Annotated in this window: 14 protein-coding genes and 2 tRNA genes; 4 read left to right on the top strand and 12 right to left on the bottom strand. The window is 59.5% G+C overall.

What is annotated here, in order from left to right:
• Positions 1-2 precede the first annotated feature (2 nt).
• The 3 genes from V8V93_RS11390 to V8V93_RS11380 all read right to left on the bottom strand — a co-directional run bounded on the left by V8V93_RS11390 (position 3) and on the right by V8V93_RS11380 (position 2,665).
• Positions 3-572, bottom strand: a complete 570-nt coding sequence (locus V8V93_RS11390; RefSeq protein ID WP_338666791.1) for a TetR/AcrR family transcriptional regulator — start codon at positions 570-572, stop codon at positions 3-5.
• A gap of 153 nt (positions 573-725) precedes the next feature.
• Complete coding sequence (locus tag V8V93_RS11385) at positions 726-1,886, bottom strand: SufB/SufD family protein (protein ID WP_338666790.1); 1,161 nt, start codon at positions 1,884-1,886, stop codon at positions 726-728.
• A gap of 20 nt (positions 1,887-1,906) precedes the next feature.
• Complete coding sequence (locus V8V93_RS11380; protein WP_338666789.1) at positions 1,907-2,665, bottom strand: ABC transporter ATP-binding protein; 759 nt, start codon at positions 2,663-2,665, stop codon at positions 1,907-1,909.
• A 140-nt stretch (positions 2,666-2,805) separates the two neighbouring features.
• On the opposite strand from V8V93_RS11380, the gene V8V93_RS11375 reads away from it, so the two are divergent.
• A complete protein-coding gene (locus V8V93_RS11375; protein ID WP_338666788.1) occupies positions 2,806-3,528 on the top strand; it encodes a Smr/MutS family protein in 723 nt (240 codons plus the stop codon).
• 63 nt (positions 3,529-3,591) lie between these two features.
• Here the strand turns inward: V8V93_RS11375 and V8V93_RS11370 are convergent, their stop codons facing one another.
• Entirely contained in the window at positions 3,592-4,134 is a 543-nt protein-coding gene (locus V8V93_RS11370) for a chemotaxis protein CheW (RefSeq protein WP_338666787.1), read from the bottom strand.
• Positions 4,135-4,402: 268 nt separating this feature from the next.
• Here V8V93_RS11370 and V8V93_RS11365 point away from each other — a divergent pair.
• Together V8V93_RS11365 and V8V93_RS11360 are read left to right on the top strand one after the other, a co-directional pair.
• Positions 4,403-4,479: transfer RNA gene (locus V8V93_RS11365), tRNA-Pro, on the top strand.
• A gap of 65 nt (positions 4,480-4,544) precedes the next feature.
• Positions 4,545-4,620 (top strand) — tRNA-Thr (locus tag V8V93_RS11360).
• 1,604 nt (positions 4,621-6,224) lie between these two features.
• On the opposite strand, the gene V8V93_RS11355 is transcribed toward V8V93_RS11360, so the two are convergent.
• The 3 genes from V8V93_RS11355 to ilvB all read right to left on the bottom strand — a co-directional run bounded on the left by V8V93_RS11355 (position 6,225) and on the right by ilvB (position 9,260).
• Positions 6,225-7,070, bottom strand: a complete 846-nt coding sequence (locus V8V93_RS11355) for a flagellin (protein WP_338666786.1) — start codon at positions 7,068-7,070, stop codon at positions 6,225-6,227.
• Positions 7,071-7,312: 242 nt separating this feature from the next.
• Positions 7,313-7,591 (bottom strand): acetolactate synthase small subunit, encoded by a 279-nt coding sequence (ilvN, locus tag V8V93_RS11350; RefSeq protein ID WP_338666785.1) that lies wholly within the window; start codon positions 7,589-7,591, stop codon positions 7,313-7,315.
• Positions 7,584-9,260 carry an acetolactate synthase large subunit gene (ilvB, locus tag V8V93_RS11345; RefSeq protein WP_338666784.1) on the bottom strand — a complete coding sequence of 559 codons (1,677 nt, stop codon included), beginning with the start codon at positions 9,258-9,260 and terminating at the stop codon, positions 7,584-7,586. The genes ilvN and ilvB overlap by 8 nt, the downstream gene beginning before the upstream one ends.
• Before the next feature lie 341 nt (positions 9,261-9,601).
• On the opposite strand from ilvB, the gene V8V93_RS11340 reads away from it, so the two are divergent.
• Positions 9,602-10,201, top strand: coding sequence for an NAD(P)H-dependent oxidoreductase (locus tag V8V93_RS11340; RefSeq protein ID WP_338666783.1), 600 nt, complete (start codon positions 9,602-9,604; stop codon positions 10,199-10,201).
• Positions 10,202-10,255: 54 nt separating this feature from the next.
• On the opposite strand, the gene V8V93_RS11335 is transcribed toward V8V93_RS11340, so the two are convergent.
• The 5 genes from V8V93_RS11335 to V8V93_RS11315 form a co-directional block, all read right to left on the bottom strand.
• The gene (locus V8V93_RS11335) at positions 10,256-10,423 is read right to left on the bottom strand and encodes a hypothetical protein (protein ID WP_338666782.1); all 168 of its coding nucleotides are present in this window, start codon (positions 10,421-10,423) and stop codon (positions 10,256-10,258) included.
• Between the two features lie 66 nt (positions 10,424-10,489).
• A complete protein-coding gene (locus tag V8V93_RS11330) occupies positions 10,490-12,991 on the bottom strand; it encodes a Lon protease family protein (protein ID WP_338666781.1) in 2,502 nt (833 codons plus the stop codon).
• Positions 12,992-13,008: 17 nt separating this feature from the next.
• A complete protein-coding gene (locus V8V93_RS11325) occupies positions 13,009-13,383 on the bottom strand; it encodes an Hsp20/alpha crystallin family protein (protein ID WP_338666780.1) in 375 nt (124 codons plus the stop codon).
• A 192-nt stretch (positions 13,384-13,575) separates the two neighbouring features.
• Positions 13,576-13,758, bottom strand: coding sequence for a hypothetical protein (locus V8V93_RS11320; RefSeq protein ID WP_338666779.1), 183 nt, complete (start codon positions 13,756-13,758; stop codon positions 13,576-13,578).
• A gap of 44 nt (positions 13,759-13,802) precedes the next feature.
• Positions 13,803-15,941 carry an EAL domain-containing response regulator gene (locus V8V93_RS11315; RefSeq protein WP_338666778.1) on the bottom strand — a complete coding sequence of 713 codons (2,139 nt, stop codon included), beginning with the start codon at positions 15,939-15,941 and terminating at the stop codon, positions 13,803-13,805.
• Positions 15,942-16,042 lie beyond the last annotated feature (101 nt).

Here is a 16,042-nt window from a genome sequence, read left to right as displayed (position 1 = left end):
GGCTAGACGCAGACGCTGCGCAGGACGAACTCCCTGGCCTCGGCGAACAGGCCGGGGATGTCGTAGGGCGTCAGGAACCGGGTGCGGACCGCGCCGACGATGACGCCGTAGACCATGAAGGCCGTCTGGGGGACCGGCAGGTCCCTGATGGAGCCGTCCTCGATTCCGCGCCGCAGGATGTCCTCGATGATGTGGATGAGATTCAGGAATTTGGCCGCGATCTTCTCGCGGTCCAGGTCCGGGTTGTCGTCGCTGAACGGCGAACACCGGATGATCGTGGGGAAGGTCTTTTCGTGTTCGATGGTGAAATCCAGGTAGGCCCTGACAAAGGTGCCCATGGCCTCGCAGCCGCTGGCCGTCTCGTCGGTGGCCTGGCGCAGGGTGGTGACCATGTCCTTGATCAGTTCGGCCCCGGCCTCCATGAACAGGTTTTCCTTGGACTCGTAGTAGTGAAAAACCAGGCCCGAAGCCACGCCGGCCTGCTCGGCGACCATTTTCATGGTCGTGCCCGCATAGCCGCAACGGGCGAACAATTCCTGGGCTGCCAGCAGGATCCCTTCCTTCTTCGTCATTCGGCACTCCCTCTCAGGTCGCTATTCTTGAAAAATGAATGCCATTGATTAGTACGTCAATCCGGTTTGTTCAAGGGCTAATTCAACCCGCGGCGGCAAAACAAAAGGGGCGGTGGCCGAAGCCGCCGCCCCTCTGACTTTCGCGGTTGTCTACTACATGGCGCTGGAGGTCTGCAACTCCTCGATCTGCTTGTCGATTTCCTGTTGCAAACGATCAGGCAGCCCCATGATGTCGGTGTTCAAAAAGCCGCGCACGATGGTCGAGGTAGCCTCGTCCTCGTCCATGCCGCGGGCCATGAGATATTCGATCTCCTCCTGGGCGATCTTGCCCACCGAGGCCTCGTGGGAGAGCTCCACGCCCTCGACCGTGCCGTCCAGTTCGGGGATGGCCCAGATGCGCCCGCCGCCGAGGATCAGCCCCTGGCATTCCAGATGGCCTTTGCTCGGCACGTTGTGGGCGGCGATGTGGCCCCGGTTGATGATCGTGCCGCCCGCGGCGATGGTCCGGGCGATGATCTCGCACCGGGTGTTCGGGGCGTTCATGACCACGCGGTTGCCCATGTCCAGCAACGAGCCTTCGGTGGCCACCACCACGGAGTTGAAACGGGCCACGGAGTCCGGGCCGTTCAGGGTGATGGCGGGATACATCTGCAGATCCTTGACCGGTTTGAGCAGGACGTAGTTGTTCAGGAACTTGCCGCCCTCCTCGACCATGCCCGCCGAACGCGGCCGCACGGCCACGGAGTCGGACCAGTTGTGGACCATGGTGAAGGTCAGCGACGCGTTCTTCTTGACGAAGAACTCGGAGATGCCCAGGTGCGCGCCGGACCTGGTGCCGTGGGCCACGGAACAGCCGGTGATGATGTGCGCCTCGGCCCCCTCCTCGATGATCACGAGATTGTGGACGTTCTGGCCCACGTTCTCGGATTTGAGCATGAGGCAGGACTGGATGGGGTCCTTGATCTTGGCCCCGGCCTTGACCCGGATGAAATAGCCGCCGTGCAGGTTGTCGTAGGCGGACCGGGTGAACTCGTCCTTGTCCTTGTCCACCAGGGTCCAGAAGTACTCCTTGAGGCCGTCGTACTTCTTCAGGGCGTCCTTGATGTCCATGATCTCCACGCCCTCGTCCCTGGACTGGCAGTGTACAGCGGACTGGTCCATCTGCAGGTAGGAAGCGGACCGGGTGGACAGGTCCGAGACCACGCCCGCCATGAGCAGTTGGTCCTTGTCCTCGTCGGACAGGGCGTTCAGATCGGCGATGGCCTCCTGGTTGAGGCCGTCAAACTTGAAATTCTTCAGATCGACTTTACTCATATCAATTCTCCCGTGCCGGACTAGTTCATGCAGCGGACACATTCCTGGTAGCCGTGCTCCCGGATGTGGTCCAGAATGTCTCTGGGACGGCCTTCGCAGCACAGATGCCCCTGGTACAGGACCTGGCCCCGGTCGGCGTTCACGTAGTCGAGGATATACCCGGTGTGGGTGATGATCAGCCCGGCGGTCTTGACCCGCTCCTTGCGCTCCTTGAGGCTCAGGTCCGGAGCCACGCTGAACTTGCCGTCCAGGACGTCCCTGGCCACCTTGCCCACGAGCTGCATGTTCTCCATGTCCACGCCGGACTCGGGCTCGTCGAAGAGCACCAGGTCGGGCTGCTGGGCCATGAGCTGAAGCAATTCGGAACGCTTGATCTCGCCGCCCGAGAAGCCCGCGTTGATGTCGCGGTCGAGGAAATCGCCCATGTTCACGGTCTCGGCCAGCAGGTCCGTGTTGACATGGCCCTTGCGCGAACACATCTGGACCAGGTGGCGGGTGCGCAGGCCGTGGATGGTCGGCGGCCGCTGGAAGGACATGCCCATGCCCAGTCGGGCGCGCTCGTACATCGGGGCGTCGGTGATGTCCTCGCCCTTGAAGATGATCTTGCCCTTGGTCACCTCATAGCCGGAAAAACCCATCAGGGTCATGAGCAGGGACGTTTTGCCCGAACCGTTGGGGCCGAACAGGATGAAGGTCTCCCCGTCGTTTATCTGTAGGTCGATCCCTTGCAGGACCTCTTTGTCGCCGATGTTGACATGCAAGTCTTCAATGGTCAGCATGTAATTCCTCGCTTTGAATGATGTGCAACAGGCTCATTACTCAAGCACGTCGCGGAAGTCCAGCGCTCGCTGCGCCGGCGGCACCAACCACTCCCCTCTGGGGGTTTCGAATATACTCGGCTCGACCAAAGGAAGGTTACATGATGGGCAAAAAACGCATGAACAACCTTGGCGATCTCAAGCAGATCAAATTCAAGAAGGAAAAAGAGGACATCTATTCCCTCCCATACGAGAAAAATGAGCCTCCAAAGGAAAAAGTCAACCCCGAGACCGAGCCCGAAGCCGAGGAAATCTTCATGGCCGCCATGCAAGGCGTGCAGCGCATGGAAGGCTCCAGCGGCCGCCAAGTCCCCCCCGCCGTCGCTTCCGGCCCGACCCAGACCATCTCGGCCGAAGACGAAGCCGGCAACGACCTGGACCGCTTCATGCGCGGGGACATCGAGTTCGAACTCGAATACACCGACGAGTTCATGTACGGATACGTGCGTGGTCTGGACATCAAGATATTCCAACGGCTCAAGGCCGGTTCCTTGAGTCTGGCCGCCCACCTGGATCTGCACGGCATGACTTCGGACCAGGCGCGCGACTCCCTGCTCTTCTTCATCCGGGAGTCCTATCTCCAGGGGTACCGCTGCGTGCTGGTGGTCACCGGACGGGGCCGAAACTCCCCCGGCGGCCAGCCCGTCCTGCGCACCGAGGCGGAAAGCTGGCTGACCAAGGAGCCGCTCAGACGCGTGGTCCTTGCCTTTTGCACGGCCCAGCCCAGGCACGGCGGGGCGGGCGCCCTCTACGTGCTGCTGCGCAAGCAGAAGAAGACAGAGGGCAAAGTCCGCTGGGACAAGATGATGAACTGGGAGGAGTAACCGTGAAAACGGCCCGTGAACGAAAAACCCCCGCCCTCTCGGGCGGGGGTTTTTATTTCGTCTCTAGGCTTGCGCCGGTGCGGCGGCCTCTTCCGGGGCCGGGGCGCGGTCGGCTCCGCCCAGCCCGGCCATATCCTTGGCGATGGCCAGCTCCTCGGCGGAGAAGATCTTGTTGATGTCGATGATGATGATGAACTGCTCGTTCTGGCGGCCCATGCCCTTGATGTACTCGGCGTTGATGGCCGCGCCCATCTTGGGTGCGGGTTCGATGGTGTCCGGGGTCATCTCGAAGACCTCGCGCACGGAATCGACCAGCGCGCCCATGACCGTGAACTCTCCCTCGTACTCAATCTCCACGATAATGATGCAGGTGTCCACCGTGTCCTCGCCCTTGGACATGCCCAGCTTGAGCCGCATGTCCACCACGGGCACGGCGTGGCCACGCAGGTTGATGACGCCGCGCATGAATTTGGGCGTCCTCGGAATCTTGGTGATGGAAGTCAGCTCCAGGACCTCGCGGACCGTTCCGATATCCAGGGCGAAGATCTCCTTGCCCAACGTGAAGGTCAAAAACTGATTGATGTCTTTCAGAGCTTCATCAGCCATGCCAACCCCCTGATTGCTTTTACATTATGTGATGATTCACCCGAAGCGGCCGCACCGGTCGGCACACTTGCCCCTTCAGGGGTTATCCAGCGTTCCTGCCTTGTTATTATACACACCTGGAGAGAAACGCCATTATAAATCTCCGCTCCGGAAAGCGCTCTCCTCCGTCGAGGGCAGGGACAATCCCCAAAAAAAACGCCAAGTTGACTTTTTTTCTTAAAAAACCGTTGACAACAAACCCGTGCACGGCTAGTTACTCACTTCGCGTCGGGATGTAGCGCAGTCTGGGAGCGCACTTGAATGGGGTTCAAGGGGTCGAAGGTTCAAATCCTTTCATCCCGACCAAACGATGAAGTACCCGGCGGGCCGACCAAAGGTCGACCCGCCATTTCATCGAAAACAGCCGGAACGCTGCTGTAGCTCAATCGGTAGAGCGCGTCCTTGGTAAGGACGAGGTAGGCGGTTCAATCCCGCCCAGCAGCTCCACATATCAAAGAAAATCGCCTCTCTCACGAGAGGCGATTTTATTTTGCCTACTGAGCTAGAATATCAAGACAAATCCTCTTGATTGTAAACTGCACATTGATAGCCTAAAAAACCTGTCAATATGCAATGTTATGCTTTTTTTACCCGCTGAGTATCCTTTTCTTCCTTTTTCAACATTGGCCGAAAACCCGTGTTAGGCTGTTCGCAAATCAAAACAGCCCTCAAGGGTGAAAGGAGAACAGACATGGGTAAGAAGACCTTGGTACAGCACACCGGTGATGATCAGTTGATCTATGGAATGCCCAAGCACATGGTGTGAATTTCTACGAAGGATAGTCTGGCAAAATGGCAACAAGCCCAAAATGAAGGAGGAGGAGGACCAAAGCAACCAGAGCAATCTGACGTGGAAGGGAAGTGCTACTGGACAATTCTTCCGAAACCCAATGCCTGTAACGAATGCAAGGCATTGGCAGGGAAAAAGTTTTTGAAGGAGCCGGAGCGTCCACATCCCAACTGCAAATGTGAAATTAAGAAGCATCCGTTGCGAAGACCTACTCGATATATTAATGGGTCTATAACCGGACACGAGTGGCTCAGGTTTGAAGGGGGTAAAAACATCACGATTCACTTGACGGGAGTATGGGGTGGTATCACAACGGGAGTGTGGATTGAAGTCAACGGTGAATCCCAAGAGACCGTTGCCTGCCCGCCGAGGACCGTCCACACCATCAACCTCACAGGCGATGGCAATCCTCCAATAATCTGGACTATTCGTTTTCTCGCTCTTGGGTCAGACAATGTTCAAGTCGACTACACCATTGTATATGAAGATTGGAGCGACAAATAAACTACTCTTGGTGGCTACTATTGCCTGTTGCATTTTGGCTTGTGCAAAGCCGTCTTCTGCATGTGATCTTTTTCTGCAGTGTAAGGACATTGAGCGGATTGTGGTCAGCAGGGGAACGGACTACCTACCAAATGGCCAGGGGAAAAAAGTTTTTGTCGTATGCGTTGACATAAGTTCATCAATGGTAAACCTAAAAGAATTTATGGAAAAATGTAATAGCGAATCAGTCGTTGTAAAAATAAAAAATTTTTCTGTAGACGTGCCAAAGCGAAACTTTCCTGGTGGGCAATCGTTCTGCATTGTCAGAATGAGGCCTCAGGACGCTTTGGATATCGCCAGAAATATCTGCCAAGAGAAGGTGAAATCATTTCTATCGGAATGACGTCCCGCAGGTTGGCCTAGCAGCTATTGAAATAACCAACTCGAAATGGCACACTGACACCGGTCAACCTTTTGGTGAATCGGATGTCCTTAACACCTATCCAACATCACTGATGAAATGTTGACAGAAAAACAAAAAGTCAAAGAATTTAATGGTGGTAGCGTATGTTCCCGGCATGACATCCAAGATGCCTTATTTATCTTCCATATCACAGTAGCTTGGATAACCTCCCCCAGCGTAAGGACGAGGTAGGCGGTTCAATCCCGCCCAGCAGCTCCATATATTTAAAGAAATCGCCTCTCTCAGAGAGGCGATTTCTTTTGTGCCTTGGTTTAAGCCGTCAACGCCTGTTTCTCGACTGTCTTCCATACATTGTCAGCCGTTGCTATCGAAGATCGTGCCTGTGGTCCGGGCCACGAGGTCGGCCAGGAGCTGTTCCAGGGAATAATCCGGGTCGGACGGCTTGCGTAGCTGGGCGGCTTGGTCCAGAAGCTGAGCCTGGCTCTCCAGGTTGAGCTGCTGCGACTGGAGGCTGTCCTCCTTGCCCTGGTAGACGTCCAGGATGGCCGACATCTCGCTCTGTAGGGACTGGACGTAACCGAGCTGGGTGGCCCGGGTGCCCGAGTCGCCCAGGTCCGCGCCGGTGAGATCGGTCCAGGCCACGCCGCTGGACGGGGTGTCCACGGAATGGAAGGTGATGTTGAAACCGCCGCTCTTGGAAGATTGGATGTAGACGTTGCCGTTGGCGTCGATCTGGTCCGTTCCCCACTGAGAGGAATCGAGCACCGCGATGCCGTTGAAGTCCGCGCCGGAAATGGTCCCGGTGATCTTGTCCCGGAGCGCGTCGAAGTCGCTCTGGACCACGGCGCTGGTGCCGTCCAGCTCGCCGGTATTGATCTTGTCGATCATGTCCTCCATGTCGTTCAGGGCGTCCACGATGGTGCCCATCTCGGTCCGGGCCACGCCCATCATGGACGCGGCCTCGCCCACGTTGCGCGAGGCCTGGCGCACGGCCGAAGCATCGCCCCGCAGTTGTCCGCTGATGGCCTCCTCGAATGGGTTGGTGAAGGTGGCCGCCCGAACCGGCTCGCCCAGGACCAGGCTGCGCAGGTTCTGCCCCACGCTGGACGCCCCGAACAACTGATTGGTCAGCATGTCCTGCTGCAATAGCTGCAACGAATAGTCGTAGAGGAAGCTCTTCTCTATGTCGGTCAGGGCCATGTCGTCTCCCGGTGGCTACAATTCACCAAGAGCGTTATCGGCATCCCTACCATAAACTTTAGGGATTGTGAGCGCGTAACGTCTGCTCGTCATTTCGAGACAAGCCGACGCCCGGTAACGCCATAACATATTGTAGTTACGGATTATTATATCGTCCTGGGCAACTCCAGGCTCTCGGGAGCAAAGAAAAGGCCGGCTTGCGCCGGCCTCAAGAAAGAGGAAGGCTCCCCTCGGAAGGGGCGTTATTGGACGAACTCGGCCATCTTGGCAAAGACCGGGTGGCCGCTGTCGTAACGCTCGACGATGAGCACGTCCTCCAGCTTATCCACCTGCTTGATCATCTGGTCAAGGCGATCGTCGGCATCCACCAGGAGCCATATCTTGCTGGTCCCGCCGCCGTTGACCGGCATGCAGGCGATGCCCTCGACGTTGTATGCCCGGCGCGCGAACAGGCCGCAGATGTGGGACATGACGCCGGGATGGTTGTTCACGGACAGTTCGATGACGGTCTGTTTACACATGGTTCTCACCTCCGATCATTTGGGAATTGGCCGCACCGGGGGCCACCATGGGGTAGACGGGCTCGTCCGGGCTGATGGGCACGTGGATCAGCGCCGGGCCGGGCTCGGCCAAGGCCTGGGCCAGGGTTCCCTCGGGGTCTTCGCAGTTGCCCAAGTCAAAGGTCCTAATCCCGAATCCGTCGGCAATCTTCATGAAATCAACGCACTTGCAATAATCGGACGCAACGTAGCGCTTGCCGTAAAAGAGGTCCTGCTGCTGGCGAACGAGGCCGAGGGCGTTGTTGTTGGTCAGGATGATCTTGACCGGGATGTCGTACTCCATGGCCGTGGCCAGGTCCTGGATGTTCATCATGATGGAGCCGTCGCCCGAGAAGCAGATGACCGGCTTGTCCGGGGCGGCCAGGGCAGCGCCCAGGGCGGCGGGCATGCCGAAGCCCATGGTCCCGAGGCCGCCGGAGGTCAACCAGTGGCGAGGCTGGGTGAAGGGATAGACCTGTGCCGTGCGCATCTGGTGCTGGCCCACGTCGGTGCAGACGATGGCCTGGTCCCCGACCAGCTCGGCGGCCTTGAGGATGACGCCGTAGGGCGAAGTCGGGTCGTCCGCGCCCGGAACGATCATGGGATGGGCGGCCTTGAGGGCCTCGATCCGACTGTTCCATTCGGTCCGGCTTTGGCGCTCGATGTGCGGCAACAGCGCCTTGAGCACGTCGGCCACGTCACCGCGCACCGAGGCATGGGCGGTCTTGATCTTGTCCAGTTCGCTCGGGTCGATGTCCATGTGGATGATCTTGGCGTTGGGGCAGAATTCTGAGACTTTGCCGGTGGCCCGGTCGTCGAAACGCACCCCCACGGCGATGAGCAGATCGCATTCCTCCAGCGCCAGGTTGGTGTAGCGCGCCGCGTGCATGCCGAGCATGCCGAGGTTCAGCGGGTGACCCGTGGGGATGGTCCCCAGCCCCATAAGGGTCATGACCGACGGGATGGCCCCCTTCTCGGCCACGGCCAGGGCCTGGGACGCGGAATCGGACTGGATCACGCCGCCGCCCAGATAAAGAATAGGCTTCTCGGCGCGGTTGATCATGGACGCGGCGTGCTCGATCTCCCCATGGAACAGTTCGGGCGTGGCGTCCGGGACGCCGGGCTCGGGCCACTGGTCGAACTCCACCATGGCCATCTGCACGTCCTTGGGCACGTCGATGACCACAGGACCGGGGCGGCCGCTGGCCGCGATGCGGAAGGCGTCGGGGATGACCTTCAGCAGGTCCTCGGCGGACCGGACCAAAAAATTGTGCTTGGTGATGGGCACAGACAGGCCGTATGTGTCGACCTCCTGGAAGGCGTCGGTGCCGATCATGGACAGAGGCACCTGGCCGGTGATGCAGATGATCGGGATGGAGTCGAGCTTGGCGTCGGCGATGGCCGTCAGGGTGTTGGTCGCCCCCGGCCCGGAGGTGGCGAAGAAAACCGCGGGCTTGCCCGTCACACGGGCCATGCCCTGGGCGATGAACCCGGCCCCCTGTTCGTGCCGGGTCAGGATGTGTTTGATGTTGCCGCTTTGCCCCAGGGCGTCGTAGAGCGGCAGATTCGCCCCGCCCGGAATGCCGGCAATGGTCCGCACACCCTGCCGTTCCAGCAATTTGATGGTTATTTCCGCACCTGACATTTTCATGAGAGCCTCCTGTTGCCCCGTGTTCGGTGGGAATTAACGAACAACCCCCACCGGTTTGCACCGACGGGGGTTGTAAAAAATTCGTTTGTAACTATCCCGCTATGGCGCGTCCCTATGAACACCACCTACTACTACGTCCACTACGACGCATACGCTGGCCACGGCTAGGCTGGCGGAAGGGATGGAAATGGTGTTTTCGACGCGCAACATGGAAAGTTCCTTTTGTCTTTACATTTTTTGATTAGACCCGCCAAATCGAAAGGTCAAGCACTTTCCCGAAAGAAACTTGCCATTCCGTTCAACTCCGCCTATTGGATGGCAAAATCCCAAGGAAGGCGACCATGCGCATACTCCTGATCCTGGCCCATCCGGACCCGAACAGCTTGAACCACGCCATCGCGGCCGCCGCGCGGCGGACCCTGGAAGAGAACGGCCACGAAGTCCTTTTTCACGACCTCCATGCCGAAAGGTTCGATTCTCTGCTGCCCGCCGGGGAAATCCCGCGCCGGGCGACCCTGCCCGACGATGTGGCCCGCCACTGCGAAGAGGCGGCCCTGGCCGACGGCCTGGTCATCGTCCATCCCAACTGGTGGGGCATGCCCCCGGCCGTTCTGGCCGGATGGGTGGACCGGGTCATGCGGCCCGGCACGGCCTACGAGTTCGTCGGGGAGGACGGCGGCGAGGGCGTGCCCGTCGGCCTGCTCAAGGCGGACAGGGCCATCGTGTTCAACACCTCGAACACGGAAGCAAACCGCGAGGACACGGTCTTCGGCGATCCGCTGGAGCGGATATGGAAGGACTGCGTCTTCGGCCTGTGCGGGATACAGCACGTCACCCGGCACGTGTTCCGGATCGTCTGCACCTCCACCCCGGAGGAACGGCGCGCGTGGCTGGACGACGCGGCCCGGATCGTGGCCGAGACATTCCCGCCCGAGGCGTGATCAGGACGGCCGGAAACATCCGTATGCCGGGCGATCAACCATGATCGAACCGGCTTAAAGCCGGTCCACGACAAGCCACAGGGCGGCGGCCCCGACGAACAGCCGGACTACATGGCCGATGTTGAAATGGTAGCCCCAATCAATGGCGAACATGAGCACCACGGCGGCCACAAAGCCGCCCAGGATGCATTTCCTCCAGATATTCAGACGCAGCAGATTCATGCAAACCTCGAAAAAGGGTTGCGACGTATCGCAACCCTTTTGTTGTGATCGAATGAGCACGCCGCCCTATTTCTTGGCGGGCTTGCTCTTGGTCGTTTTCTTGGCGGAGGACTTCTTCTCGTCCTTTTCGTCCTTGCCGAAGGCGGCCAGCTTGTCGGCCAACCCCTTCAGTTTGTCATCCACCAATTTATTAATGGTCTTGGCAGGATACGTGCCATCCGCCTTGCGGACGCCCGCCTTCATGCCGGTCAGTATCTCGATGCCCTCGTCGATGGTCTTCACGGCCCAAATGTGGAACTTGCCGTCCTTGACCGCATCGATGACCTCGTCGCGGAGCATCAGGTCCTTGATGTTGGGATACGGGATCATGACGCCTTGTTTGCCGGTCAGGCCCGCGTGCTTGCAGCACAGGAAGAACCCTTCGATCTTCTGGTTCACGCCGCCGATGGGCTGGACCTCGCCGTACTGGTTCACCGAGCCGGTGACCGCGATGTACTGGCGGATGGGCACCCCGGACAGGCTCGACAACAGGGCGTAGAGCTCCGTGGACGAGGCCGAGTCGCCGTCGATGCCGCCGTAGGACTGCTCGAAGGCGATGCTGGCCGCAAGCGACAGGGGCTTGTCCTGGGCGAACCGGCTGCGCAGGAACCCGGACAGGATGAGCATGCCCTTGTTGTGGGTCGGGCCGGACATGTCCGCTTCGCGCTCGATATTGATGATTCCTTCCTTGCCGAGCGACGTAACCGCCGTAATCCTTGAAGGTTTACCGAACATATAGTCGCCTAAGGAATACACGGCCAGACCGTTGACCTGGCCCGCCACCTCGCCGTCCGTGTCCACGAACAGGCTACCTCGGTCGATCATCTCCTGGATGCGCTCCTCCACCTGGTTGGAGCGGTAGACCTTGGCCTCGATGGCCTCCTTGACGTGCTCGCCGCTGACCGTTTCGGCATTGGCGCGGCCCGCGAAGTAGTCGGCCTCGCTCAGGAGGTCGCCCAGGCCCGGGAAGGCCGTGGTGATCTTCTCCTGCCTGCCAGCCCAGCGGATGCCCTCCTCCAGCACGGCGGCCACGCCGGACTGGTCGAAGGGCTTGAGGCCGTTGCGGTCCACCTCGCCCTTGACGAACCGGGCCACTTCGAGCACCGACTCGTCGGTCACGTCCATGCTCGACTCGTAGTCGGCCCGGACCTTGAAGATCTTGGGCACGTCCTCGTCGTAGTTGCGCAGCATGGCGTAGAGGTACGGGCTGCCGAGCACGACAACCTTGACGGCCATCTCGATGGGTTCGGGCTTCAACCCCGTGGCGCTGATGAAGTAGTACGGATCGAAGGTCTCGATCTCGATCTTTTCGGTCTTGAGCGCCCGTTTCAGGGTCTGCCACACGCCCGGCTCCATGATGGCGTCCATCAGGTTGATGACCAGGTAGCCGCCGTTGGCCTTGACGAAGGAGCCCGCCTTGATCTTGGTGTAGTCCGTGTGCCAGCCGCCCATGCGGTCCATGACCCGCTCGATGGAGCCGAACAGGTTGCGGTAGGTGGGATAGGACTCCACGATGACCGGCGGCCCCTGGGTCTCGGTGTTGTCCACCAGCAGGTTGACCTGGTACGGCTGGAAGACCATCTCCGGAGGTGGTCCGGGCATGATCATGCCGGGTATCGGGCCGGGCTGGCCGGGGCCGCCCAGGGCCTTGATGGAATCCAGGTCCTCGACCATGTTGTCGAGCACGGAGTCCAGGTATCTCGATATCTTGCCGTCGGGGTACTCCTCGCGCACCGGCTTGACGAACTCCTGGGCCAGGGCCAGGAACATGAGCTTATCCACCTCGCGGTGCTTCTCGCCCACTTCCTTCTGGAGTTCCTTGAGCTCCTGGACGATGTGGTCGATCTCCTCCTTGAGTTCCAGCCGCTTGTCGCGCAATTTTTCAAACTCGTCGCGGGGGAAACGGCCCTTGTCGACCAGCTCCTCCAGCTCGATCATGCGCTTGGGCTCGCCGTCCACCAGGGGGACAACATCGGGCCGCTGGATGGGGCCCATCTGCATGCGGACCACCACCAGACCGGTATCCTTTACCTGGTCCTCGATGGCCTTGTAGAAGCCCATGACCTTCTTCTCGTGGGCCTCGGCGATCTCGTTCTTGCGGGCGATGTACTCCTCGCTCTCGAAGAGCTGCGGAACCTCGCGTTTGATGTTGTCCAGAAACTTCTGCATGTCCTTCTTGAAGCGGTCGCCCTGCCCCGGTTCGAAACGGAGCAGGATGGGCGCCTCGGGATGCTTGAAGTTGTTCACGTAGCAGATATCGCTGGGGGTCGCGCGGCCGTCGCCCATCTCGCCCAGGAGCTTGCGCACCGAGGACAACCGGCCGAGGCCGGGCTGGCCCGTGACGAAAATATTATAGCCTTTCTTGACCATGCCCAGGCCGAAGCGAAAGGCCTCGACGCCGCGCTTCTGGCCGATGATGTCCTTCTGGGGTTCCAGATCGTCGGTCGTCTTGATGGACAGTTGGTCGGGGCCCGGGGTCCACTTGAGCTTTTCAACGGGAACTTCGAATGCAGTGCTTTTCTTGACCATGAATCCGTCTCCGTAGGTTATTTCCGGGAAATTGCAACTTTTTGTCCTGACTGGACCGCGCACTTGGGCAGCCTGACCACGAGTACGCCGTCAGCGAACTCCGCGCTGACGCTGCCGGTGTCGATGCGGCACGGCAGGCGCAGTTCCTTGTGGAAGCTGTGGGTGCTGGTGTGTCCGGGACCGGACTCGCGGGTCTCCGCGACGATGGAGAGCTGCCTGTCCATCACCGAGACATGCACGTCGTCCGGGTCCATATTGCCCAGTTCGAGCCTGACCAGCAGCGTCTCTCCCTCTTGCTCAAGGGTGAGGTCGCCCGCCATGCGGCAGAACATGGAAGGCAGGTTGAAGTCGGCGCACAGATCGTCAAAGAGCCGGTCCACGTCACTGCGCATGCGCGAAATCTCATTTCGGCTCCATCGTTTCAAATCAGCCATTGACGCTAACCCTCCTTTGCGAATCAACCGTCAAAGCAACACTATATCAGTAGTGATTACCAATACACTTTACAACACCCACGGGGAAAAAAACAGGGGCTTGACGATTTTTCGTCAAGCCCCTGAATGGCACGGTGAAATCGGCTCTCCCTAAAGACTGCGGAAGAGGTTGGATATGGCCAGTATGACGAACCCGGTGGACACGAGCCAAAAGGGCCGGACCATGTTTTCGAGGACCGGAATGGACATGACGTCGATCTGTATGAGTATGCCGAGAAGGCCGATGATGACGCCGACGATCCAGGTGAGCAGTTGCGGTGCGCTGAGATTCATTGGGAAAAGCTCCAGTGATTGAGACAGGTGAAATGCCGGTAAATCTACTCGGAATCCTTGACGAACTCTTCTGCCGCGGCACGAGGGAGCGGCCGCGAATACAAGTAGCCCTGACCGTAATCGCATTGCAGGGAATAAAGCAAGTCCCTTTGGCGCTCCGTCTCGATGCCCTCGGCCACGACCCGCAGCCGCAGAGAATGGGCCATGTTCACGATGGCCCGGATGATCTCGATGTTCTCCGGGGTGGACTCCATGCGCTGGACAAAGCTCAGGTCGATCTTGAGCTGATCCGTGGGGAATTTCTGCAGATAGCTCATGGACGAATACCCGGTGCCGAAGTCGTCGATGGACAGGAGAATGCCGAGATTCTTCAACACCTTCAATTGGTTTACGGACTTCATGGCGTCGAGCATGACCACGGTTTCGGTGATTTCCAGCTTCAGCCTGTCGGGCCGCAGCCCGGACTGCCCCAGGATGCGCTCGACATCGCCCGCCAGGGTGCTTTCGGCGAACTGCTTGGCCGAGATGTTCACGGCCATGGTCAGGTTCTCCGCCGCCGGGTACAGCCTGGTCCATTCCTGCATGGCCATGCAGGCTTCTTCCAGGATCTGGGCCCCGAGGTTCACGATCTGCCCGGTCTCCTCGGCCACGGGGATGAATTCCCCGGGACTGACCAAGCCGCGCTCGGGGTGGTTCCACCGGGCCAGGGCCTCGAACCCGTACAGGCTGCCGTCGGCCAGGTTGACGATGGGTTGGTAGTAGGCGGAGAACTCCTTGGCCTCCAGGGCGCGGTTGAGTTCGTTTTCCACGGCCAGAACATTGATCATGCCCTCGCGCATGCGCTTGTCGTAGGCCGTGATCCGGTTTTTACCCTCCTCTTTGGCCTCGTTCATGGCCACCTGGGCGTTGTGCACGACCTCTTCGGCATCGACGTCCATGCCGGAGCCGATGTCGTAGCCGATGCTGGCCGACAGGGCGAAAGTGATGCCGTCAACCTCCACGGGCTCCTTGAAGGAGTCGAATATCTTGCGGATGAGGCTCCTGATTTCGCTCCGCCTGGGTATGTCTTCGAGGAGCACGCCGAACTCGTCGCCGCCGAACCGGGCCACGGTGTCGATGGGCCGGACCGTCTGTTGGAGCTTGACCCCGAGCCGGACCATGAGCTTGTCGCCCACGCTGTGCCCGTAGTGGTCGTTGACCGCCTGAAATCGGTCCATGTTGATGAACAGGACCGCGAAATGCTCGCCGGTGCGCGAACACCGCTCCGCCGCCCGATTCAACCGCTCCAGGAACAGGGCCCGGTTGGGCAGTCCGGTCAGGGTGTCGTGGAAGGCGCTGTGCTTCAGCTTGCTCTCGATGAGCTTGCGGTTGGTGATGTCGCGCATGCTCAGCCGGATGCCCAGCGGCGCGCCCTTGTCAGAAAAGATGGAGTGTCGGACCAGGCTCAGCCACTTGGTCCTGGCGTTGACGTCGCTGATCCGGAAGTCGAGGCTCTCCTCGTCGCCCACGGTGTTGTCCTGCATGAACTGAATCCAACGGGTCAGGTCCTCCTGGTTGATGATGCGCTGCATCATGTCCGGCTCGTCAAGAAACCGTTGGGGCGAATACCCGCTGATCCGCTCACACGAAGGGGAAATATAAAGAAGCGTGCCGTCCGGACCGATCCAGCTCTCCCAGTCGTAGTTGTAGTCCGCCACCATGCGGTAGCGTTCCTCGGACCGGGCCAGGGCATCCTGGGATGCCTTAAGCTCCTCGACCGTGGCTTCGAGCCGCCGGGTGGTCTCCAACAGGGACCGCTTGTGCCTATGCAGCTCCGCGAAAATATTGGTCTTGCCGCGCAGGATCTCCGGTTCCACCGGCTTGAACAGGTAGTCCACCGCGCCCAATTCGTAACCGTGAAATACGTGCCGCTGTTCCTTGCTGATGGCGGTGATGAAGATAATCGGGATATTCCGGGTGGCTTCCGAACTCCTGAGCCGCTCTGCCAATTCGAAGCCGTCCATGCCCGGCATCATGACGTCCAGCAGGGCCACGGCGAAATCGTGGTCCGGAATCATCTTCAAGGCCTCCGCACCGGACGTGGCCATTTTCAGGTTGAGGTCCTGCCCCCGGAGGATGCCCTCGACCAGCTTGAGATTGATCCGTTCGTCGTCGACGACGAGAACGTCTACGATATCGCTCATTTCACTTCCTTATGCGGCTCCAGACGCTGTCCGCGCCCCTTCTCAAGATTTGGACCATATCCCAGCTTGTTCCGGAATGATGTTATAAATTGCATGATTAA

The sequence above is a fragment of the Pseudodesulfovibrio sp. 5S69 genome (assembly GCF_037094465.1).
Taxonomy (GTDB): Bacteria; Desulfobacterota; Desulfovibrionia; order Desulfovibrionales; family Desulfovibrionaceae; genus Pseudodesulfovibrio; species Pseudodesulfovibrio methanolicus.
The sequence above is the reverse complement of the archived record's forward strand: the minus strand, read 5'-3'. Positions and strand labels throughout refer to the sequence as shown.

Excerpts from the sequence above, each read along its gene's own strand:
- V8V93_RS11340 (WP_338666783.1), top strand. The coding sequence starts at position 9,602 with ATGCGCATACTCCTGATCCTGGCCCATCCGGACCCGAACAGCTTGAAC.
- ilvN (WP_338666785.1), bottom strand. The coding sequence starts at position 7,591 with ATGTGTAAACAGACCGTCATCGAACTGTCCGTGAACAACCATCCCGGC.
- V8V93_RS11370 (WP_338666787.1), bottom strand. The coding sequence starts at position 4,134 with ATGGCTGATGAAGCTCTGAAAGACATCAATCAGTTTTTGACCTTCACG.
- V8V93_RS11320 (WP_338666779.1), bottom strand. The coding sequence starts at position 13,758 with ATGAATCTCAGCGCACCGCAACTGCTCACCTGGATCGTCGGCGTCATC.
- ilvB (WP_338666784.1), bottom strand. The coding sequence starts at position 9,260 with ATGAAAATGTCAGGTGCGGAAATAACCATCAAATTGCTGGAACGGCAG.
- V8V93_RS11330 (WP_338666781.1), bottom strand. The coding sequence starts at position 12,991 with ATGGTCAAGAAAAGCACTGCATTCGAAGTTCCCGTTGAAAAGCTCAAG.
- V8V93_RS11375 (WP_338666788.1), top strand. The coding sequence starts at position 2,806 with ATGATGGGCAAAAAACGCATGAACAACCTTGGCGATCTCAAGCAGATC.
- V8V93_RS11325 (WP_338666780.1), bottom strand. The coding sequence starts at position 13,383 with ATGCGCAGTGACGTGGACCGGCTCTTTGACGATCTGTGCGCCGACTTC.
- V8V93_RS11385 (WP_338666790.1), bottom strand. The coding sequence starts at position 1,886 with ATGAGTAAAGTCGATCTGAAGAATTTCAAGTTTGACGGCCTCAACCAG.
- V8V93_RS11335 (WP_338666782.1), bottom strand. The coding sequence starts at position 10,423 with ATGAATCTGCTGCGTCTGAATATCTGGAGGAAATGCATCCTGGGCGGC.
- V8V93_RS11315 (WP_338666778.1), bottom strand. The coding sequence starts at position 15,941 with ATGAGCGATATCGTAGACGTTCTCGTCGTCGACGACGAACGGATCAAT.
- V8V93_RS11390 (WP_338666791.1), bottom strand. The coding sequence starts at position 572 with ATGACGAAGAAGGAAGGGATCCTGCTGGCAGCCCAGGAATTGTTCGCC.
- V8V93_RS11355 (WP_338666786.1), bottom strand. The coding sequence starts at position 7,070 with ATGGCCCTGACCGACATAGAGAAGAGCTTCCTCTACGACTATTCGTTG.
- V8V93_RS11380 (WP_338666789.1), bottom strand. The coding sequence starts at position 2,665 with ATGCTGACCATTGAAGACTTGCATGTCAACATCGGCGACAAAGAGGTC.